Raw genomic sequence first — 20,927 nt, 5'->3', positions numbered from 1 at the left:
CTCGATGGCGTATGCGGCGAATGTGCTGAGTTGGGCGCGGGCGTATCGGACGGGTGGTTCGCCGACGCCGGTGCGGGTGTCGCCGGATCTGGTGGCGCCGGGGTCGTTGCCGCCGGTGGGGCCTGGCGCCGACATGACCGCGGTGCGCACCACCACCCCGGCCACCGAGCCGGCCGAACAGTACCGGACGCCGCGGCCGCGACCGCAGCCCACGCAGGTGATGATCACGCTGCCCGGTCTGCCGCCGATCCCGTGCGGGATCTTCTGCCCGGCTCCGCCGCAGGTGAATCCGTGTGCGGGGCAATCTGTTCCAGCACCGATGCCGTTCCCGGACCTACCCGGGACCGCCCGCGTACCGCTGGCGCCACAGCAGTCCTACGGCGCGGCGCCGGCCGAGCCGCGTAACTCCGATCCCGCCCTGGCGGGCAAGCCCGCGGAGCCCGGCGTCGCGGCACAACCCGGCGCCGCCGAACAGCCGGGCACCCAAGACCAGCTCGCCGCCGGATGCGGACAGCCCGACACCACGCTCGCCACCGCGGAGCCCACTCCCCTCCCGGCGGACCTACCTGCCCCCGGCGACGAATCCCGCCGCGAATCCGAAGTCGCTACCACCACACCGCCCGCACCCGAGCCCGAAACGGCCCCCGCCGCCGAGCCCACACCCACGCCGCCGCCCGGCATCACCTTGCCCTTCGGCATCGTCATCCCCCTTCCCGCGCCACCGGCCGCGCCCCAGCAGTGATTCAAACCTTGCATCAGATCACGAAGCAGTAACAAAAAGATCTCGGATGCGGTACCCTTCCCTTGGTTCCATAACAAAGGGCTCACAGCGAGTCATGGGAGGGTCACCACACCGTGGGGCGTCATCGAAAACAACCGCCTGCCACCGTCCGACGGAGTTCCGTCATCGCGTTGACCGGATTGGTTCCCGCAGGGCTGGTATCCGTCACGGCCGCCTCCGAGGTGGGCGACACCGCGCCGCTCGCGACCGCCGTACACATCCCGGAGGACGACGTCCAAGGCGCCGCGCAAGCGCTCGCCGAGCCCGTCGCCGGGGCAGAATTCGCCGCGCACGCCATGGCCAAGGCCGCGCCAACGGCGACGCCCGTGGTGAAAACCGTTGCCCTGCCGAGCGGCCGGCAGGCCGCCGCGATGCCGGCCGGGCCGCTCGGCATCCCCGGCGTCGCCGTCGCGGCGTACGAGAACGCCGAACGGATCCTCGCGGCCGAGAATCCGGTGTGCGGCATGCCGTGGTCGCTGCTGGCCGGTATCGGCCGGGTCGAGTCCACCCACGCGTACGGCGGCAAAGCCGACGCCGACGGCAACCCGCTCAGCCCCGTCTACGGCCCCGTGCTGGACGGCTCGCTCACGGGCAACCACGTCGTCCGCGATTCCGACGACGGCGCGCTGGACGGCCTGGACGGCTACGACCGCGCGATCGGCCCGATGCAGTTCCTGCCCGACACCTGGAAGCGCTACGCGGCCGACGGCAACGGCGACGGCATCGCCGATCCGCAGAACCTCTTCGACGCCGCGCTGACAGCGGGACGCTACCTCTGCGACGGCGGCCTGAACATGCGTGACCTGGCCCAACAGTCCAAGGCGATCCTCCGCTACAACCACTCGATGGCCTACGTCGCGAACGTCATGGCATGGGAGACCTCCTACAGCACGGGGGTCGCACCCCGGGCCGGAGACCTGCCGAAAATTTGACACGCCTAAAATTCCTGCCATGCCAGTGGTTACGGAATCGGATGTGCGGGGTGCCCTCGCGAAGGTCGACGACCCGGAGATCCGCAAGCCGATCACCGAGCTGGGCATGGTGAAAAGCGTCGTCATCGGCGCCGACAGCGATGTCCACGTGGAGATCTATCTGACGACGGCGGGCTGCCCCCTGCGCACCGAGATCACGCAGCGGGTGAGCAAGGCCATCGCCGACGTGCCCGGTGTGGGCGCGATCACCGTCGACCTCGACGTGATGGACGACGAGCAACGCACCGCACTGCGCAAGCAGCTGCGCGGCGACTCCGCCGATCCGGTCATCCCCTTCGCCCAGCCCGGCTCGCTCACCCGCGTCTACGCCGTCGCCTCCGGAAAGGGCGGTGTCGGCAAGTCCAGCGTCACGGTGAACCTGGCCGCCGCCATGGCCGCGCGCGGCCTGTCCGTCGGAGTGCTGGACGCGGACATCTACGGTCATTCCATCCCCCGCATGCTCGGCACCGACGCCAGGCCGACGCAGGTGGAGCGGATGATCATGCCGCCGATCGCGCACGACGTGAAGATGATCTCGATCGCGCAGTTCACCCAGGGCAACACCCCCGTGGTCTGGCGCGGCCCGATGCTGCACCGGGCGCTGCAACAGTTCCTCGCCGACGTGTTCTGGGGTGACCTGGACATCCTGCTGCTCGATCTGCCGCCCGGCACCGGCGACGTCGCGATCTCCATCGCCCAGCTGATCCCGAACGCCGAGATCCTGGTCGTCACCACACCGCAGCCCGCCGCCGCCGAGGTGGCCGAGCGGGCGGGCGCGATCGCGCTGCAGACCCGGCAGCGCATCGCGGGCGTGGTGGAGAACATGTCCTGGCTGGACCTGCCGGACGGCACCAGGATGGACCTGTACGGCTCCGGCGGCGGGCAGGCCGTCGCCGACCGGCTCACCCGCGCGGTGGGCGCGACCGTGCCGCTGCTCGGCCAGATCCCCATCGAACAGGCGCTGCGCGAAGCGGGCGACGAGGGCACCCCGATCGTGCTGCGCGACCCCGAGAACCCCGCCGCCAAGGCTTTGGCCGAGGTCGCCGACAAACTCGCCGTCCGCCGCCGCGGCCTCGCCGGCATGTCACTCGGCATCGACACCACCCGGCACTTGTAACGCCGCACCGGAACCAAGTAGAGGCCGCACCGGACCCAAGTCGGGTAAGTCACCCACATCGAAGTGCCGCCGTCCAACGCCGACGCGCCCAGCTCACCTCAACCCCGTCTTTCGAGCGAAGCGAGACCGAGCATCCGCCGTTCGCGGCCCGGCTCGCGTCCGAGTGGCCGCCGCGTCCGCGACGAAGTCGCTAGCGGCGGTCGCTCGGACGCGAGCCGGGCCGCGAACACCCAGCGCCGCAGGCGCTGGAAAACAAACACAGCACGCACTAATAAGCTCGTGCCATGCTCACCATGCTGTTGTACGTGCTGATCGTCGGCTTGGTCGCCGCGGTCCTGTTCCTACTGGCCAGTGCGGTGTTCGGGCGGTCGGAGGAGTTGGGGCCGCTGCCGGAGGGCACGACGGCCACCGTGTTGCCGGTGGAAGGGATCACCGGGGCGGACGTGCGCGCGTTGCGATTCCAGCAGGTGGTGCGCGGCTACAAAGCCGGGGAAGTGGATTGGGCGCTGGCCCGGCTGGCCGCGCGGATCGATGAGCTCCAGCACCAGCTGGCCGAGGCTCGCGCGGCCCACTGGCAGACGCCGATCGCGCCGGAGTCGAAGTGAGCGCCATCGCCGACGACGGGCTGGTCCGCTGCGCGTGGCCGCTGGATTCTCAGCTCTACCGCGACTATCACGACAACGAGTGGGGCAAGCCCCTGCACGGCGACGACGCCTTGTTCGAGCGACTCTGCCTGGAGGCGTTCCAATCCGGGCTGTCCTGGCTGACCATCCTGCGCAAACGCCCCGCCTTCCGCGCCGCGTTCGCCGATTTCTCGATCGCGCGAGTCGCGGAGTTCGATGACGACGACGTCGCCCGGCTGATGGCCGACGCGGGCATCGTCCGCAACCGCAGCAAGATCGACGCGGCCATCGCCAACGCCCGCGTCGCCCGTGACCTCGACGTCGGCCTGGACGAGTTGCTCTGGTCGTTCGCCCCGCCGCCGCGCCCGCGCCCGCGCTCCGGCGCCGAGGTACCGGCCACCACACCCGAATCCATCGCTATGGCAAAAGAATTGAAGCGCCGTGGCTTCCGGTTCGTCGGGCCGACCACGGCCTACGCCCTGATGCAGGCGACCGGAATGGTCGATGATCATGTGGCCGACTGCTGGGTGGGCAGCGCCCGGCCCGACACGAGCCGACCGGTCACTTTTTGAACTCAGCTATCCGTCCACATCGGCGATAGGGAAGAATGGGACGGGTGTAGCTCGCCAAACGCCGGCGAGCTCACTGGTTGGTGACAACTGGAGTTCCAAGAAAGTGCGCAAAGGACCGCGCAGATCTGGAGGGAGCAGAGGATGGCGGCCATGAAGCCCCGCACCGGGGACGGTCCCCTCGAGGCAACCAAAGAAGGGCGTGGAATCGTCATGCGGGTTCCACTCGAGGGTGGCGGGCGTCTGGTCGTCGAACTCACGCCGGACGAAGCAGCGGCGCTCGGTGACGAACTGAAGAGCGTCACGAGCTGAGTGGCCCCGGCTGACCCCTCGGCGCTCGCCGCCGCGGCCGGCGTCCTGGCCTGCCCGGAATGTTCGCGGGCGCACCGGGACGCCGCGCCGCTCGCGCTCGAGCCGCGGGATCGAGCACTGCGCTGCGGTCGCGGGCACAGCTTCGACGTCGCCAGACAGGGCTACGTCAGCCTGCTGACCGGTGCGTCGACCAAGATGACCGGGGACACCGCGGCCATGCTCGACGCCCGCGCCGCTTTTCAGAGCGAAGGCCACTTCGCGCCGATCGCCGACGCGGTGACGCGCGCCGCCACCGCGCGCGGGACCGACGGCCCGGTACTGGAGATCGGCGCGGGCACCGGCTACTACCTCGCCCGGACACTCGACGCCGCTCCCCCGGCCGTCGGCATCGGGCTGGACGTGGCCAAACCCGCCGTCCGCCGGTGCGCCCGCGCGCACCCGCGCGCCGCGGCCGTGCTCGCCGACGCATGGCGCGGGTTACCGATCCGCGACGGCGCGCTGGCCTGCGTACTTTCCGTCTTCGCCCCGCGCAACCCCGGCGAGATCGCCCGGGTGCTCGCCGAGGACGGTCGCTTCGTGGTCGCCACGCCCACCGCGGGCCACTTGCGCGAGCTGATCGAGCCGCTGGACATGGTGCGCGTCGACCCCGACAAGAACAGCAGGCTCGACGCGGCGATGGCGGGACATCTCGAGCCCGTCGACCGGACGCTGGTCGAGTATCCGATGACGCTCGCCAGGACCGACGTCGGCCATGTGGTCGGCATGGGTCCGTCCGCGCATCACGCCGCCGCCGGAGCGCAGCGGCTGGCGCTGCTGCCGGAGACGGTCGAGGTGACCGCGTCGGTCGTCGTCGGCACCTACCGCCGGGCGGCGTGATCGCGCGGCTCAGCCCTTCCTGACCTCGTCGTAGACCGCGACGGTGCGGGCCGCGATGCGCGCCCAGTCGAACTCGGAGACGGCGCGCTCGCGCCCCGCTGCGCCCAGCCGGGCGGCCAGCTCCGGGTTACCGGCCACCTCGTTCACGGCGGCGGCGAGCCCGCGCTCGTAGTCGGCGGCGGCGCCCGCGTCGTAGTGCACCAGTCGTCCGTTGCGGTCGTCGACCACCTCGGGGATGCCGCCGACGTCGGAGGCGACCACCGCGGTCGCGCAGGCCATCGCCTCCAGGTTCACGATGCCCAGCGGTTCGTACACCGACGGGCACACGAACAGCGACGCGGCGGCGAGGATCTGCCTGATCCGCTCGGTGGGCAGCATCTCGCGCACCCAGAACACGCCGCCGCGCCGGCGTCGCAGCTCCTGGACCGCCGCGGCCACCTCCTGCGCCAGCTCGGGCGTGTCCGGCGCGCCCGCGCACAGCACGAGCTGGATGTCGGGGTCGAAGTCGCGGGCCGCGGCCAGCAGATGGCCGACGCCCTTCTGGCGCGTGATGCGGCCGACGAAGGCGACGATGGGAAGGTCGGTCCGCACACCGAGTTCAGCCAGCACCGGCGGTTCGTCACCTGCCGGTGGGCCGGGATGCCAGACGGCGCCGTCGATGCCGTTGTGCACCACGTGCACGCGGTCCGGGTCCACCGAGGGATAGGCGTCGAGCACGTCGTGGCGCATGCCTTCGCTCACCGCGATGACGGCGTCGGCGTGTTCCACGGCGTTGCGCTCCGACCAGGACGAGAGCCGGTAGCCGCCGCCGAGCTGCTCGGCCTTCCACGGCCTGCGCGGCTCCAGGGAATGAGCGGTCAGCACGTGCGGGACGCCGTAGAGGGCCGCGGCCAGATGACCGGCCAAGCCGCTGTACCAGGTGTGCGAGTGCACCACGTCCACCTCACCCACCGCGTCGGCCATCCGCAGCTGGGCCGACATCATCTGCAGCGCGGCGTTGGCGGCGTAGAGCGCGGAATCCGGTTGATGGACCACGGCGTCGGCGCGCTCGACTCCCATGCAGTGCACGGTCACCTCGCACAGGTGACGCAAATGCGCCGTCAGTTGGGTGACGTGCACGCCCGCTCCGCCGTACACCTCGGGGGGATACTCGCGGGTCAGCATCGCGACGCGAAGCCGGTCCCGCTCGCCGGAATCCACCGCCGAGTGCCCGCCGTTCGTGCCGAAACTCACCGATCCAAACTAGACGTTCGGCTCCGCGGCGGCCACTCACAGACGCTTCACCCGGTAGTTTGGCAGGTGTGAGGAGCCAGCCGCACGTACTCGGAATCGTGCTCGCCGGTGGTGAGGGCAAGCGACTCTTTCCACTCACGGCCGACCGCGCCAAGCCCGCCGTCCCGTTCGGCGGCGCCTACCGTCTCATCGATTTCGTCCTCAGCAACCTGGTCAACGCGGGTTTCCTGCGGCTGTGCGTGCTCACCCAGTACAAGTCGCATTCGCTGGACCGGCACATCTCACAGACCTGGCGGTTGTCCGGTTTCGCGGGCGAGTACATCACCCCCGTGCCCGCACAGCAGCGGCTCGGACCGCGCTGGTACACCGGCAGCGCGGACGCGATCCTGCAATCGTTGAACCTGATCTACGACGAGGACCCGGAATACATCGCGGTTTTCGGCGCCGATCACGTCTACCGGATGGACCCGGAGCAGATGGTGCGCCATCACATCGAATCCGGCGCAGGCGTGACCGTGGCCGGCATCCGGGTGCCGCGCAGCCAGGCGAGCGCGTTCGGATGCATCGACAGCGACGAGTCCGGCCGCATCACCCAGTTCCTGGAGAAGCCCGCGCATCCGCCCGGCACCCCGGACGACCCCAATGTCACGTTCGCGTCGATGGGCAACTACGTTTTCACGACCAAAGTGCTCGTCGACTCGATCCGGGCGGACGCGGACGACTCCGATTCCGACCACGACATGGGCGGTGACATCATCCCGGCCCTGGTGGCGGCGGGGCAGGCGGGTGTCTACGACTTCGCCGACAACGAGGTGCCAGGAGCCACCGATCGCGACCGCGGCTATTGGCGCGATGTCGGCACCATCGACGCGTTCTACGACGCGCATATGGACCTGGTCTCGGTGCATCCGGTGTTCAACCTCTACAACCGCCACTGGCCGATCCGCGGGGCGGCCGAGAACCTGCCTCCCGCGAAGTTCGCCCAGGGCGGCCTGGCGCAGGAATGCATCGTCGGCGCGGGCAGCATCCTGTCGGCCGCCACCGTCCGCAACTCGGTGCTCAGCGCCAACGTCATGGTCGACGACGGCGCCACCGTCGAAGGGTGCGTGCTCATGCCGGGCGTGCGGATCGGGCGCGGCGCGGTGGTGCGGCGCGCCATCCTGGACAAGAATGTCGTCGTGGGCGAGGGCGAGATCATCGGGGTGGACCTTGCGCGTGATCGCAGCCGCTTCGCCGTCAGCAACGGGGGCGTCGTCACGGTGGGCAAGGGCGTCTGGGTGTGACAGTCCCGGACCGTTCCTAGGGCGTGCCCGGCTGCGGCGCGGGCGAATTGATGCAGAACGGCGCGCAAGGGCCCGGCGTGCGTGGCACGGTGGATTTCGAAGCGCCGCCGAAATCGGCGGTACTCACCAAATAGACCACCAGCACGGCGAACAGCAGCACCCCGGCGAACGCGATCATGGTCCGGCCCCAATGGATGGGCTTGGGACGACGCTCGTCTTCATCCCAGAGAAACATCATCATGACCATGCCGCACCCGCTTCCCGATCCATTCGGAACGTGACCTTTACCAGTATCGGCGATCTTTCGGATTTCGCGGCATCATGCGCCGAACCGTGGCGCCAGGGTGGGCTTTCCGCGAACGCCGCCGGTCACCGGCGGGTGGCGCCATCGCGATGAGAAGCTGGCGCGCGGCCCGGAAGTCCGGAAATACTTCGGCGGCGGGCCTATTCGGCCGGAGGGGCGCTGCCGACGGCGGGATTACTGTGCGGGCGGGGCGACGTTCTGGGTGCAGAACGGCTCGCAGGATCCGGGGGGCGGAGTGGTTTTCTCGGGGCCGGTGTCGAAATCGGTGTTGCTCACCACGATCATGACCGCCACCGCTCCCAGAATCACGAGCAGCAGGGCCAACATCGTCGGCCGCAGCCAACTCGTTCGCCGTTCGGTCACGACGTCCCCCATCGCCGCTACTTCGAGGGGAGTTAGTTCACGCATAACAGTTTTCCTCACTGAGTTCTTTCTCAGCGCATACCCCGGATTCCGGGATGAAATCAGAACGCCCGCGAACCGCTATCCTCGTGCGGCGCAGAGCAACCCGTCGCCGACCGGGATCAGCACACAGGTGAGTTCCGGATTCTCCGCGATGGCGCGGGTCGCGGCGCGCACCGCCTGCGTGGCCGGATCGCGTTGCGCCGGATCGGGGACGCGCCCACCCAGCAGCGCGTTGTGCAGCAGGATGGCGCCGCCCTCGCGCAGCAGACGCACCGCTTGGGCGACGTACTCCGGATGCTCCAGCGGCGCGGCGTCGATGAAGACCAGGTCGTAGGCGCCGTCGGCCAGCCGGGGCAGCACGTCCAGCGCGCGCCCGTTGATCATGCGGGTGCGCGCGGGCGGGATGTCGGCGGCGCGGAACGCCTCCTTGGCCGCGCGCTGATGCTCCGGCTCGGAATCGATCGTGGTCAGCGTGCCGTCCTCGCGCATGCCGTCGAGCAGCCACAGCCCGCTGATCCCCGCGCCGGTACCGACCTCGACCACCGCCCGCGCACCGAGCAACTGCGCGTACATGCTCAGCAGCGCGCCCACCGAGGGCGGCACCGGCACCGCGCCGAGTTCGGTGGCCCGTTCCCGCGCGCTGACGAGGATTTCGTCTTCCACGACGGATTCCTCCACATAGGCGAGATTCCGCTCCAGATTCGATGCCACGGGTATGAGGCTAACGCCGGGCGGGTGATCTCGGCGTTCCGGACAACACGCGCCGCCCGCCATTTCCGCCGCCGGTTTTCTCAGGCGACCCTCAGGATCTCCATAACCCGGCCATATCAGGACCAGAAAGAGTATGGGCAACGCAAGACCACCGACCGTGTTTACACGGGACGCGGGAACAACGACATACCGGTTGTCGGTTGTATCCGTACGTGACGGACCGTAGACCCGGTCCGGAGCGAGTTCCCTACGTTTGCGGTCCCTAGTAGGAGGTAGCCCCATCCACATGGTCGATGCGGCGCGCGAATACGCCACCCTGCCCGAGCAGATCCTGCCGGTCGAGGCCGAGTCCGCCGAGGACGCGGTCGAGCTGAGCGGGACTGCTGCCTTCGATGCCACCGGTGACCGGTCGGCGATGCCCACGTGGGACGAACTCGTCCGCGAGCACGCGGACCGGGTCTATCGCCTGGCCTACCGTCTCTCCGGCGACGCACAGGACGCGGAGGACCTCACCCAGGAGACGTTCATCCGGGTGTTCCGTTCGCTGTCGAACTATCAACCCGGCACCTTCGAGGGATGGCTGCACCGCATCACCACCAACCTGTTCCTGGACATGGTGCGCCGCCGCAACCGAATCAGGATGGAAGCGCTGCCGGAGGACTACGACCGGGTGCCCGCCGACGGCCCCGGGCCGGAGCAGGCCTACCACGACGCCCGACTGGATCCCGACCTGCAATCGGCCCTGGATTCGCTCGCGCCGGAGTTCCGCGCCGCGGTGGTCCTGTGTGACATCGAGGGGCTGTCCTACGAGGAGATCGGCGCTACGCTCGGCGTGAAACTGGGCACCGTGCGCAGTCGGATCCACCGTGGACGCCAGGCCCTGCGCGACTACCTTGCGCATAATGGAAGTGAGCAGCGGTTCGCCGCTGAAGCGAACATAGGGTGATTCGTCGGAAGCCGGCATCGCCCGAACATCGGTCGATGTCGGTTGGAAGGGTGAGCACCGAATGAGTGGCGACTTCAGCACGTCCGGTCGTCGTCCGCCCCGTTTTCGCCCCACCGAGCATCTGGCGAGTGAGGCGATCGCGGCGTACGTGGACGGTGAGTTGCGGATGAACGCCTACCTGCGCGCCGCTCAGCACCTCTCGCTGTGTCCGGAGTGCGCGGCGGAGGTCGACGCCCAGCAGCAGGCGCGCATCGCGCTGCGGCACGCGGGTCAGGTCGCGATCCCGACCGGGCTGCACGACAGCTTGACCAGGATCCCCCTCGCGGAGCTGCCAGGCGGCGCGTCCAGTGGCCGCACGCCGTCCTCGGCATCCGGTCAGTCCGGGCGCAACGACGCGGTTTTCGGTTTTCTGACCGATTCGTTCACCGCGACCCGGTGGACCACGTGGTGGCGCAAGTAGAGTTTCCCGAGTGACCACCGAATCGACGAATTCCGGATCGGCCGACACCTCGGATTCGGCGGCCAACCGCGGGAATCTCCGTCCGCCGGACGCACCCGTGCTCGGTCCGCGCCCGGTCTACCGGCCCCATGTCGACACGCACACCGCGCGGGCCTTCCGCAGACCGTCCGGCCTGTCCGGTTCGTTCGCCGATCCACTGCCGCTGCGCAAGGCGGGGCCCGCGCCGCAGTCGGGTCCCGAACCGCAGAACCGGCCGCCCGACGCGGTGCTGGCCGAGGCCTTCGGCCGCCCCGAAGGCTCCACCGAACTCCTGCAGCGCGATCCCGACGCGGCCGGTGGCCAGGCTCCCGTCGCGGGACCGGCCGATCCGTGGCGTGATCCGGAGGCCGTCGCGCGCCTCGGCGCTCCCGCGGTGCCGACGCCGAAGCCGGAGGCGCTGCCGCGGGCCGAGAAGCTCAGCGCCCGCGAAGTGCTGTTCGGCTCCAGGGTCGCGCCGAAGGCGCTGGCGCTGCTCGCCCTGGTCGCGCTCGTCATCGGCCTGCTCGGCGGGCTGGTCGGGCGCCTGACCGCGGACACCGCATCGACCCTCACCTCGCGCAAGGTGACGCTCGAGCAGGGCGGCGACGGCAACCGTCCGCACGGGCTGATCGCCCAGGTCGCCAACGCCGTGCTGCCGTCGGTCGTGTCCATCCGGGTGACCGTCGGCGAGAACGGCGCCACCGGTTCCGGCGTGGTGATCGACGGCGGCGGCTACGTGGTCACCAACAACCACGTCGTTTCGATGGCCGCGCAGGACAAGACCAACCGCTCCGCGATCCAGGTGCAGTTCTCCGACGGCACCCGGGTGCCCGCCCAGATCGTCGGCCGCGACCCGAAGACGGACCTGGCGGTGCTGAAGGTCGATGTGAAGAATCTCACCGTCGCCCAGCTCGGCAAGTCCGGCAACGTCCAGGTCGGCGACGATGTGCTGGCCATCGGTTCGCCGCTCGGCCTGAGCAAGACGGTGACCTCGGGCATCGTCAGCGCGCTGCACCGGCCCGTGAAGCTGGAGGGCGAGGGCAGCGACACGAAGGCCGTGATCGACGCCGTGCAGACCGACGCGTCGATCAACCCGGGTAACTCCGGTGGCGCGCTGGTGGACATGGACGGCCGGGTCATCGGCATCAACACCGCCATCCGCAGCGAGACCGGCGGCTCGGTCGGCCTCGGCTTCGCGATCCCGGTGGACAAGATGACCGAGGTCGCGCAGACCTTGATCCGCGACGGCGTGGTGCACCACCCGACCATGGGCCTGTCCGCTCGCAGCAAGACGGTCGCCAACGACGTCATGAGCGGAGCCGCCGTGGCCGACGTCTCACCGAACGGTCCGGCCGCGCGGGCGGGCATCGTGGAAGGCGATGTCATCGTGCGGGTCGGCGATCGGGAGGTCACCAGTTCCGATGAGTTCACGGTGGCCGAACAGTCCAACAAGATCGGACAGACCGTGGTGGTCCAGCTCATCCGCGAAGGCCGCCGTGTCGACGTCCCGGTGACCCTGGAATCCGACTAGCCGTTCGCCGCGGCAACGAATATCGCCGAACCCCCTGATTTTCGCTGGATCCCGTAAAACCGCATCGGATAGAGTCACGCTGTCGAAATCGAGCAGCATGGGGGGTTCAATGCGTCATCTCGCCATTTTCGTTCTCGGATCCACTATGGCGGCGGTCACCACCATGGGGCTTTCCGGAGCCTCGGCCGGCGCTACCACGAACGACACGTACGTCGACTGGTTCGACTGCCGCCCCGGTGGGGGACATACCGCGGTGGCGACGGACGGCGTGGAGTACTGCTACGGCGGAATACACAACGGCAAGATTGTGATCTACCCCACATAGGTCATTGTCTGGTGTGCGCGGTGGGTGTTTGCGGGGCCTGGAAAAGCCCGAACAACACCCACCGTTCATTTCCCGGTCGGCTATCAATGGACGGCCTGCCGAGCTGGCCAGGTAGCCTGGATACGTGTTCAGCAACATCGGCTGGAGCGAGATGGTCATCCTGCTCGTCGCCGCCCTCGTGATTCTCGGCCCGGAGCGTTTGCCCGGCGCCGTGCGCTGGACCACGCGCAGCTTGCGGCAGGTGCGCGATTACGCGAGCGGCGCCACCTCGCAACTGAAGGAGGAGCTGGGGCCGGAGTTCGAGGATCTGCGCAAGCCGCTGGCCGACCTGAATCAGCTGCGCGGTATGACGCCGCGGGCGATGGTGACCAAACATCTTCTCAACGGCGACGATTCACTGTTCCGGGATTTCGACAGCGCGCTGCCCGATCCCAAGGACCTCTACAGCACGAACAGCGGGATGCCGGACTATCCGATGCCCAAGTTGGATAAGCCTTTGGAGCGCAACGAGCGTCCCCCGATCGACACCGACGCCACCTGAGTCGTCAAGCAGACTAGACGCATTGAGCTGTTCAGCTGTCTAGACTTCGCACATGTCGGCCGATGACGTGGCGCGCGTGTTCGCGATCGAGGACAAGGTCGAGCGACTGAAGGCGGCCACCGACGGGGTGGCGGCGGCCCAGCAGACCATCAACGAACTGACCAGGATTCGGCGTGCCGTGATCCGGGAGCTCCATGCCGAAGGCTGGACGTTCGCCAGAATCGGTGCGGCGGCCGGACTTTCCCGGGCCCGCATCCACCAGGTGAGTACGCAGGGGCCCGCGCCGGAAGGGCTGTTCTTCGGGCACGGTTCGCTCACCGTGCTCGTCCCCGAGGTGCGGGCCGGGCGGGTGATCGGCGCGCCGGATCCCGCGGCGCCGCAACGGTTGGCCGAGCTGCTACGCGAACTCGGGTTCAACGTGGCGGTCGAGCATTTCCTACCGGGCCGTCCGATCGACCTGCGGCGCGACGGCCTGATCGTGCTGGGCGGGCCGGAGCTTTCCCCGAGTCTGCGTCAGTTGGTCGCCGCCGACCCGCGATTGCGCCGCGCGGTGGCCAGAATGGGCGACGCGCGCCGGGGCATCGAGGATCGGGCGGCGCGGCGGGTGTACCGGCCGGGTGGACCCGAACCGCACGACATCGCCTACCTGGGCAGGCTTCCCAGGCCCGATGGGCGGGGCAGCGTGCTCATGATCGATGGCATGCATCCGCCCGGTTCGCTCGGCGCGATCCGGCTGCTCGCCACCCGGCTGGCCACCCTGCACGAGCGGGCGGGCAACCACCTGTTCTCGGTGCTGATCGCCTGCCGTTTCGACCGCGCCACCGGCGAACCGCTGGAGGCCGAACTGCTCACGCCGGTCTACCGCCACGATCCGGAGAACAGATCGCCCGCAACGGGTCTGCGCCGCTGAGCCGCGACCCGGGCGGAAACCCGCCGATCCGCGATCGGCTCGGCTTCGCGCGGAGCACGGGTGCGCCAGCCGAACAATCGACGTTCCCGTCCGGCCGGACGCTGCGGCGCCGCATCTCGCGTCCCCTTGCACCGACCGCCGGATGTTCGATCTCGTTATCGGCAAGTGGAAGAGACCGAGTCCGCGTGTCGAGATTTCCCGCGCGTGTCCGACCCACTGACGCAATAACTTTCAGCAAATATCTGGTCACCGCATGCGAGCGCAGGACCGCACCAACGGTCGAAGTCCCCAATCCACCAACAAACGCAGCGCACCCGTTCGCTACCTGGCAGATGCAACTCTGACAGCCTCCACAAGCCCGACCTACTCGATGTGGCGCCGGTCACCAGCCCTGCCCCCACCGAGTTTATACACGGATGATTGAATAGCTGGACGATAACCACTCTCCGCGAAACGGACATGTGAGCGTCCGGCTAGGAGGAAATCGTGAATCCGCTATTGCTGATCGGCGGGGCCGTCCTGGCGGTGGGCATGGTCGGCCTGATCATCAGCGTGCTGCTGCGGCCGGCCGGGTCGAAGGCGCGCGTCACCGTCGCCGATCTCCAGGCCCGGCTCGAGCGGGAGCAGTCGGCCATGCCGCCCGAGACGGAGGGCCCGGTGGACGACGAACCGCGATCCGACGAACCGCGATCCGCCGACGCCGAGTCGGCCGACGCCGAGTCGGCCGATGCCGGGCTCGAGGAACGCGAGCAATCGCCTGCCGCTGATGAACCCCGCGACGCGACCGCGGATCCGGCCCACGGCGAAGCGGCGGACCAGGTGCTGCTGCCGGATCACCTTCGCCACGACAAGTAGCCTGAGGTTAACCGTACGCGCGGCGCTGCGGAAGATGCGACGATCACACCAAGCCCGACGCACCGCGGCCAGCCCACCTCCCGGACGGGCCGTTTCCGCGCCCGCAACACTCGGACATCTGCTCACCCCCCGGCTAAGCGAAGCCGGTGACAGCGACTTCACCCCGCTTCAGCTGCGGAGAACGCCGACCATCGCCAAAGTTGCGCCCACGCGGCGGATTGGTCCGCCAGCCGACGGGCATACCCGCGACAGAGCCGAGACCGGCCCCCCGCGCCTCCCGATTCCACTTGCATGGCGAGCCCGCTCGGCCCACACTTGATTTGCTACAAGTTAACTGCATGTAGGTGACGGTGCGTTGCGCTTCGGCCCCGCCACGTTCTGCCCGGCCCGCCCCACCGAGAGGAGAATGCGCCGTGACCGCCACCCAGATCGCCGTCCTCTGCTCGCTCGTCGGCGCAGCGAGCCTGGTCGCCACCATTGTGTTGCTGCACGGACCGGCGACTCGAAGGCGCCGGGTCGGCGTCGCCGAGCACGCGATCGCGGAACAACTGCCCGTCCCCGCCTTGCCGACCTGTCCGATCGGCAGGCCGCAGCGAGCACTGGTCGAGCCGTTGACCGTGGCGGAAGCTCACGAGATCATGCAGCGCCACCGGATCTGTGAACCCGCCGCGTGCGTCTACAAGTACGCGGCCTTCCGCACCCTGATCGAGGCCGGATACATGCGCGATCCGCATGCGGAAGGGGTCTGACCGCACCCGCGTACGGCGTGAGAACGGGTCAGGCCGCGGCGCAGGCGGGCCGGAGGGTGTTCATCGGCGGCCGGTCCAGCAGGGAGACCTCGGTGCGATGCGCGGTGAACTCGTCCCCGATCAGCGGGAACTGGGTCAGCGCGGCGCCGGAGTCCTGGATGCCGCTGCGACCGAGCACGGTGCCGAGGATCTGGCGGCTCATCACGCCCAGGTCGGCCAGCGGCCGGTTGCGATGCGTGCGCACACCGAGGTTGACCTGGCCGATCGCGGACATGCCCAGCCGGTCGTAAGTGTCGAGCAGCAGCCCGATCTCCACCCCGTAGCCCGGTGCGAACGGCACCGAGGTGAGCAGTTCGCGCGTGCCCGCGTATTCGCCGCCGAGCGGCTGCAATACCTGCGAGAGCTCCGGTCGCAGCGCCGCGAGCAGGGGCCGGGCGACCAGCTCGGTGACGCGGCCGCCGCCGTGCGCGTCCACCGCGCCGCCCTGCCGCAACGGCCTGCGGTAATACGCCTTGGCCAGGTGCAGGTCATCGACCGTGAGCAGCGGGCCGAGCAGTTTCGGCACGAAGGCGGGATCGGGATCGATGAGGTCGGAGTCGACGAAGGCGATCAGATCGCCGCTGGTCACCGCCAGGGAGCGCCACAGCACCTCGCCCTTGCCCGCGACCGGCTCCAGCTCCGGCACCGCCTGCTCGCGGCTGATCACCTCGGCGCCCGCGGCGCGGGCCCGCTCTGCGGTGGCGTCGGTCGAACCGGAGTCGAGCACGATCAGCTCGTCCACCAGCGTGCCGAGTAGCGGCCGGATGCTGGCCACCACGTCGGCCACGGTGCGTTCTTCGTTCAGCGCGGGCAGCACCACCGACACGGTGCGCCCGGCCTTCGCGCAGACGAGCTCGTCCACGCGCCAGTTCGGGGTGTCCCAGGTATTGGTCGTCGCCCAAGCGGGCTCACGGTGTTGAAATGTCATGCCAGACCTCGCAAGGTTCGTGCGGGGGGCCGGATGCCCTGGATAGCGGCGATCATGTCCACGACCCGCCGGGTCGCGGCGACTTCGTGGACACGAAAGACTCTGGCGCCTGCCGCCGCCGACCACGCTGTCGCCGCCAATGTGCCCTCCAGCCGTTCGGAAAGACCGACACCTAGAGTCTCCCCGATGAAATCCTTGTTGCTCAGCGCCATCAAGACTGGCCATCCGGTTTTTACAAGAACGTCGACTCGGCGCAACAGTTCGAGACCGTGGTAGGTGTTCTTGCCGAAATCGTGCGTCGGATCGATCAGGATCGAATCCCGGCGCACCCCCGCCGCGAGCGCGTTCTCCGCGGCCCGCACCACCGTGTCGGTGACCTCGCCCACCACGTCGGCGTAGCGCACCCGGTGCGGCCTGGTGCGCGGCACCGCGCCACCGGTATGACTGCACACCACACCCGCGCCGTGCGCGGCGGCCACCGGAATCAGGTCGGGATCGGCACCGGCCCAGGTGTCGTTGATCAGGTCCGCTCCCTCGCCCACCGCGGCCGCCGCCACCTCGGCGCGCCAGGTGTCGACGCTGATCAGCAGCTCGGGGTACTTCGCGCGGATGGCCGCCACGAACGGCACCACCCGGCGCGTTTCCTCGGCGGCGTCCACCGAATCACCCGGCCCGGCTTTCACTCCGCCGATGTCGACGAGGTCGGCGCCCTCGTCCACCGCGCGTGCCACGGCATCCATGGCCGCCGCGTCGGTGAAGGTGGCGCCGCGGTCGTAGAACGAGTCCGGGGTGCGGTTCACGATCGCCATCACCAGCGCTCGATCCGTCGCCACCGGCCGTCCGCACAGCGTGGGAAGCGGCGCCGCGGTCGAGCTGAACATGTCGCTGTCCCGCCTCTCCGCGAATCAGGCCGTACAAATCAGGAAACAGGATCGCGGTCGAGTCGTGCGGCGGGTCCGGGGGTACCCGCCGGGTGACCAAGTGTTCGCGAAACCGGTCGTCTCCTAATTCCCAGACCGTACCAGTCGAGTGCCACAAGATCAGCGCGCAGTCCTGCGGCACCGCGGTGGCGACCACCGCCACCAGGCTGTTTCCGCGGGTGACCGTCAGCTCTTCGGGACGCGCCCCGCCGCTACATCGGCGGCGTAATCGGCGTAGGCGGGGATGTAGCCCTCGGTGCGGCCAGCGAGGACGTACAGCGTGCTGTCGGGGTCATCGGCGTAGCCCTGCTTGCGCAGTTCTACCTTGCGGCTCTTGAACGTCGAGGTCTGCTCCAGCTCGTGCACGATCCGGACGAACAGCGGAACGGCATACCCGGGCAATCGCTCGTAGGCCAGCTTCGCCACCGCCGCGCCGTCGAATTCGGCGCCGGGCCGCAGCGTCACCGCGGCCATGCCCGCCTTACCGTCGGCGCCGGGGATGTCCACGCCGTAGACCACCGCCTGCTCGATCGACTCCGCCTTGCTCAGCGCGCCCTCCACCTCGGTGGTCGCCACGTTCTCCCCCTTCCAGCGGAACGTGTCGCCGAGCCGGTCCACGAACGCGATGTGGTGCCAGCCCTGGTCGCGCACCAGATCGCCGGTGTCGAACCAGACGTCCCCCGCTTCGAAGCCGTCGCGCACCAGCTTGGCCTCGGAGGCGTCCTTGTCGGTGTAACCGTCGAACGGGGAGCGGTCGGTCACCTTCGCCAGCAGCAGGCCGACGCCACCGGTGCCGACACGGCGCAGGCGGCCCCTCTTGTCGCGCTTGGGCTTTCCGGTCTCCTCGTCGTATTCGACGACCGCATACGGCAGCGGGCCGAAACCCGCCGTTCGGTCCACGCCGAAGGCGTTGACGAAGGCGATGTTCGCCTCGCTGGCGCCGTAGAACTCCACGATGCGGTCGATGCCGAACCGGGACTTGAACTCGTCCCACAGTTCCGGACGCAATCCGTTGCCGACGGCGAGCCGGATCGAATGCTGCCGGTCGGTCGGCTTGGCGGGCTGATTGACCAGGTAGCGGCACAGCTCGCCGATGTAGATGAACGCCGTGGCCTGTTCGCGGATCACTTCGTCCCAGAACCGGGACGCGGAGAAACTCCGGCCGAGCGCGAACGTGCCGCCGGAGGCGAGCACCGCGGACAACGCGACGGTGAGGGCGTTGTTGTGGTACAGCGGCAGGCAGCAGTACATGGTGTCGTTGCCGCGCAGGCGGATACCGAGGCCACCCAGTCCGGCCATGCTCTTGGTCCAGCGCAGATGGGTCATCACGCTGGCCTTCGGCAGTCCGGTGGTACCGGAGGTGAAGATGAGGAACGCCCGCTCGCGCGCGGTGACTTCCGCACAGCTCGGCGGGTCGCCGTCGTCGGCGTCGCGGGCGGCCGCGCGGAGTTCGTCGGCCGCGAGGACGTTGGCGGGCGGTTCGGGCAGCGAGTCGATCGCATCGGCACATTCCGCGCCGACCACGTTCAGCACGCTGTCGAGCAGGCCGATGCTGTGCGCCAGCACCTGGTCACGCTGGTGATGGTTGAGCAGTCCCACGGTGGCCCCGAGCTTGACCGTGGCCAGCACGACGAACAGCGTCTCCGGCCGGTTGGTCATCAGCACGCCCACCACGTCGCCGCGCCGCACCCCTCGCGCAGCGAGCACGCTCGCATACCGGTTGACTTCCGCGTTGGCCGTGCCGTAGGTGTAGACCGAGCCCTCGAACCGCAGGAACGGGCGGTCGGGATGCCGGTGGGCGTTGCGCTGGAAGTACAGGCCCACCGACGACTTGGAATCCGGTGTCACGAGCATGTTGAGCGCGTTGCGCAGCATGCCAGGCGCGTCCATGGCCATCGCGGGGAGATGCCGGGCGAGGTCGGCCAAACTCACCGTCGAGCGGGCAGCGGTGCTCACGTCTTCAGTTCTCCTCACGGGGTAGGCGCGCCTCCAGCGCCGCGAAGGCGGACGGGAGATCGGTCACCACGGTAATCCGGGACAGTGCTGTCTGGGGCACGAACTTCCGCTCGTACAGCTCGTCCAGCCAGGAGAACAAACCGTCGAAGAATCCATTGGGATTAAGCACAACAACGGGTTTCCCGTGCTGTCCCAGATAGCCGCCGGTCCAGGTCTCGAAGAACTCCTCCAGCGTCCCGATCCCGCCGGGCAGGGTGAGGAAGGCGTCGGCGCGGTCCTCCATCACCTGCTTGCGCTGGCGCATGGTGTCGGTGACGACGAGTTCGTCGGCGTCGACATCGGCGACCTCACGATGCACCAGGTGCTTGGGGATCACGCCGATCGTGTTCGCCCCGCCGGCGCGCGCCGCGGTGGCGACCGCGCCCATCATCGAGACGTGCCCGCCACCGGACACCAATTCCCAACCGCGCCGGGCGATCTCGGTGCCCACCCGGGCGGCAAGCGACAGGTGGTCCTGGTCGGTCGTGCTCGCCGAGCAATAGACACAGACGGCGAAAGGCCGCTCGCTCACCACTGATCCTCCGTCCCGATCGCGTCCTCGGCGCCGCCTGCTATCGCGGCGGCCTGAATGATGTCCACGACCTCGTCGACGCTGTCGGTCACGTGCAGCAGTCCGAGGTCGCCCGGGGAGATCTTGCCTGAGCCGCCCAGCGAATCGCGCAACCAATCGACCAGCCCGGACCAATACCTGGTGCCGAACAGGATGATCGGGAACCGGGTGATCTTGTGGGTCTGCACCAGCGTCAGCGCCTCGAACAACTCGTCGAGCGTGCCGAAGCCGCCGGGCAGGCAGATGAACGCCTGCGAGTACTTCACGAACATCGTCTTGCGGACGAAGAAGTACCGGAAATTGATGCCCAGATCGACCCAGTCGTTGAGGCTCTGCTCGAACGGCAGCTCGATGCCGAGGCCGATCGAGTAGCCGCCCGCCTCGCAGGCGCCGCGGTTGGCGGCCTCCATCGCGCCGGGACCGCCGCCGGTGATCACCGCGAAACCCGCACGCGCCAGCGCGGCGCCGATGGCCAGCCCGGCCTGGTACTCCGGATGGTCGGCGGAGGTGCGCGCGGAGCCGAAGACGGTCACCGCTCGGGGGACCTCGGCGAGAGCGCCGAAGCCCTCGACGAACTCGGCTTGGATACGCAGCACCCGCCAGGGATCGGTGTGCACCCAGTCCGTGTCGCCGCGCTTGTCCAGCAAGTTCCGGTCGGCGGTGCTGACACCGTCGGCCCGGTCGCGGCGGAACATGATCGGCCCGCGGAACTTCGGTGTCGACTTCGGTTTGTTGGTGACCTCACGGTCCGCGGCGTCGGTGGACATGCGTTCCACGCTACCGCCCGGCAAGGGGGTCTCCCGGGCTGGACGGGAGAAGTCGTCCGATGTTCAGCCGGACGCAGGCGGGGTGAGACGCGGTCGCAATCTCATCGCTCGGTGCGCATGTCATTGCGCTGATCACCGGTTGCGGTGACCGTGCCGCGCGGTCGCGCGCGATCTCGGGGGTGTCGTC

Annotated in this window: 23 protein-coding genes and 1 pseudogene; 15 read left to right on the top strand and 9 right to left on the bottom strand. The window is 69.0% G+C overall.

Annotated elements, in window-relative coordinates; genetic code table 11:
- The 7 genes and pseudogenes from U3653_RS32985 to U3653_RS32955 form a co-directional block, all read left to right on the top strand.
- A pseudogene (locus U3653_RS32985) lies at positions 1-742 on the top strand (lytic transglycosylase); the annotation flags it as partial.
- A gap of 113 nt (positions 743-855) precedes the next feature.
- Positions 856-1,713 (top strand): lytic transglycosylase domain-containing protein, encoded by an 858-nt coding sequence (locus U3653_RS32980; protein ID WP_195082642.1) that lies wholly within the window; start codon positions 856-858, stop codon positions 1,711-1,713.
- Between the two features lie 19 nt (positions 1,714-1,732).
- Positions 1,733-2,869 (top strand): Mrp/NBP35 family ATP-binding protein, encoded by a 1,137-nt coding sequence (locus U3653_RS32975; protein WP_195082641.1) that lies wholly within the window; start codon positions 1,733-1,735, stop codon positions 2,867-2,869.
- 284 nt (positions 2,870-3,153) lie between these two features.
- Positions 3,154-3,474: a DivIVA domain-containing protein gene (locus tag U3653_RS32970; protein WP_195082640.1), complete on the top strand. Its 321-nt coding sequence runs from the start codon at positions 3,154-3,156 to the stop codon at positions 3,472-3,474.
- A gap of 5 nt (positions 3,475-3,479) precedes the next feature.
- A complete protein-coding gene (locus U3653_RS32965) occupies positions 3,480-4,064 on the top strand; it encodes a DNA-3-methyladenine glycosylase I (RefSeq protein WP_323124756.1) in 585 nt (194 codons plus the stop codon).
- Positions 4,065-4,205: 141 nt separating this feature from the next.
- On the top strand, positions 4,206-4,373 hold the full coding sequence (locus U3653_RS32960) for a DUF3117 domain-containing protein (RefSeq protein ID WP_011211259.1): 168 nt from the start codon (positions 4,206-4,208) through the stop codon (positions 4,371-4,373).
- A complete protein-coding gene (locus U3653_RS32955; protein ID WP_195082638.1) occupies positions 4,374-5,249 on the top strand; it encodes a putative RNA methyltransferase in 876 nt (291 codons plus the stop codon).
- A 9-nt stretch (positions 5,250-5,258) separates the two neighbouring features.
- On the opposite strand, the gene glgA is transcribed toward U3653_RS32955, so the two are convergent.
- A complete protein-coding gene (gene glgA, locus U3653_RS32950) occupies positions 5,259-6,413 on the bottom strand; it encodes a glycogen synthase (RefSeq protein WP_195082666.1) in 1,155 nt (384 codons plus the stop codon).
- 137 nt (positions 6,414-6,550) lie between these two features.
- Here glgA and glgC point away from each other — a divergent pair, with 137 nt between their 5' ends.
- On the top strand, positions 6,551-7,765 hold the full coding sequence (gene glgC, locus U3653_RS32945) for a glucose-1-phosphate adenylyltransferase (protein ID WP_195082637.1): 1,215 nt from the start codon (positions 6,551-6,553) through the stop codon (positions 7,763-7,765).
- Between the two features lie 16 nt (positions 7,766-7,781).
- Here glgC and U3653_RS32940 read toward each other — a convergent pair whose 3' ends face one another.
- The 3 genes from U3653_RS32940 to U3653_RS32930 all read right to left on the bottom strand — a co-directional run bounded on the left by U3653_RS32940 (position 7,782) and on the right by U3653_RS32930 (position 9,185).
- Positions 7,782-8,012 (bottom strand): hypothetical protein, encoded by a 231-nt coding sequence (locus U3653_RS32940; RefSeq protein WP_195082636.1) that lies wholly within the window; start codon positions 8,010-8,012, stop codon positions 7,782-7,784.
- A 231-nt stretch (positions 8,013-8,243) separates the two neighbouring features.
- On the bottom strand, positions 8,244-8,477 hold the full coding sequence (locus U3653_RS32935; RefSeq protein ID WP_195082635.1) for a hypothetical protein: 234 nt from the start codon (positions 8,475-8,477) through the stop codon (positions 8,244-8,246).
- 75 nt (positions 8,478-8,552) lie between these two features.
- A complete protein-coding gene (locus tag U3653_RS32930) occupies positions 8,553-9,185 on the bottom strand; it encodes an O-methyltransferase (protein WP_371855915.1) in 633 nt (210 codons plus the stop codon).
- Positions 9,186-9,471: 286 nt separating this feature from the next.
- Here U3653_RS32930 and sigE point away from each other — a divergent pair, with 286 nt between their 5' ends.
- The 7 genes from sigE (at position 9,472) to U3653_RS32895 (ending at position 15,520) form a co-directional block, all read left to right on the top strand.
- The gene (sigE, locus tag U3653_RS32925) at positions 9,472-10,131 is read left to right on the top strand and encodes an RNA polymerase sigma factor SigE (RefSeq protein ID WP_323124753.1); all 660 of its coding nucleotides are present in this window, start codon (positions 9,472-9,474) and stop codon (positions 10,129-10,131) included.
- 61 nt (positions 10,132-10,192) lie between these two features.
- On the top strand, positions 10,193-10,591 hold the full coding sequence (locus tag U3653_RS32920) for a hypothetical protein (protein WP_195046890.1): 399 nt from the start codon (positions 10,193-10,195) through the stop codon (positions 10,589-10,591).
- A gap of 10 nt (positions 10,592-10,601) precedes the next feature.
- Positions 10,602-12,140 carry a S1C family serine protease gene (locus tag U3653_RS32915; protein ID WP_195082634.1) on the top strand — a complete coding sequence of 513 codons (1,539 nt, stop codon included), beginning with the start codon at positions 10,602-10,604 and terminating at the stop codon, positions 12,138-12,140.
- A 449-nt stretch (positions 12,141-12,589) separates the two neighbouring features.
- Positions 12,590-13,006 (top strand): Sec-independent protein translocase protein TatB, encoded by a 417-nt coding sequence (gene tatB, locus U3653_RS32910; RefSeq protein WP_067804157.1) that lies wholly within the window; start codon positions 12,590-12,592, stop codon positions 13,004-13,006.
- A 52-nt stretch (positions 13,007-13,058) separates the two neighbouring features.
- Positions 13,059-13,916: a hypothetical protein gene (locus U3653_RS32905; RefSeq protein WP_195082633.1), complete on the top strand. Its 858-nt coding sequence runs from the start codon at positions 13,059-13,061 to the stop codon at positions 13,914-13,916.
- A 486-nt stretch (positions 13,917-14,402) separates the two neighbouring features.
- Entirely contained in the window at positions 14,403-14,771 is a 369-nt protein-coding gene (locus U3653_RS32900; protein ID WP_195082632.1) for a hypothetical protein, read from the top strand.
- Positions 14,772-15,184: 413 nt separating this feature from the next.
- Entirely contained in the window at positions 15,185-15,520 is a 336-nt protein-coding gene (locus U3653_RS32895; RefSeq protein WP_195082631.1) for a hypothetical protein, read from the top strand.
- A 28-nt stretch (positions 15,521-15,548) separates the two neighbouring features.
- Here the strand turns inward: U3653_RS32895 and U3653_RS32890 are convergent, their stop codons facing one another.
- The 5 genes from U3653_RS32890 to U3653_RS32870 form a co-directional block, all read right to left on the bottom strand.
- A complete protein-coding gene (locus tag U3653_RS32890) occupies positions 15,549-16,487 on the bottom strand; it encodes a glucosyl-3-phosphoglycerate synthase (RefSeq protein WP_195082630.1) in 939 nt (312 codons plus the stop codon).
- Positions 16,484-17,368 (bottom strand): dihydropteroate synthase, encoded by an 885-nt coding sequence (folP, locus tag U3653_RS32885; RefSeq protein ID WP_195082629.1) that lies wholly within the window; start codon positions 17,366-17,368, stop codon positions 16,484-16,486. The genes U3653_RS32890 and folP overlap by 4 nt, the downstream gene beginning before the upstream one ends.
- Before the next feature lie 225 nt (positions 17,369-17,593).
- Positions 17,594-19,363 (bottom strand): long-chain-acyl-CoA synthetase, encoded by a 1,770-nt coding sequence (locus U3653_RS32880; protein ID WP_195082628.1) that lies wholly within the window; start codon positions 19,361-19,363, stop codon positions 17,594-17,596.
- 4 nt (positions 19,364-19,367) lie between these two features.
- A complete protein-coding gene (locus tag U3653_RS32875) occupies positions 19,368-19,937 on the bottom strand; it encodes an LOG family protein (protein ID WP_435406614.1) in 570 nt (189 codons plus the stop codon).
- Positions 19,931-20,740 carry an LOG family protein gene (locus tag U3653_RS32870; protein WP_195082626.1) on the bottom strand — a complete coding sequence of 270 codons (810 nt, stop codon included), beginning with the start codon at positions 20,738-20,740 and terminating at the stop codon, positions 19,931-19,933. Before U3653_RS32870 ends, U3653_RS32875 begins: the two co-directional genes overlap by 7 nt.
- Positions 20,741-20,927: the final 187 nt, after the last annotated feature.

Origin of the sequence: Nocardia implantans, assembly GCF_035544775.1 — a bacterium.
GTDB lineage: Bacteria > Actinomycetota > Actinomycetes > Mycobacteriales > Mycobacteriaceae > Nocardia > Nocardia implantans.
This window is presented reverse-complemented; position numbering and strand designations above follow the sequence as displayed.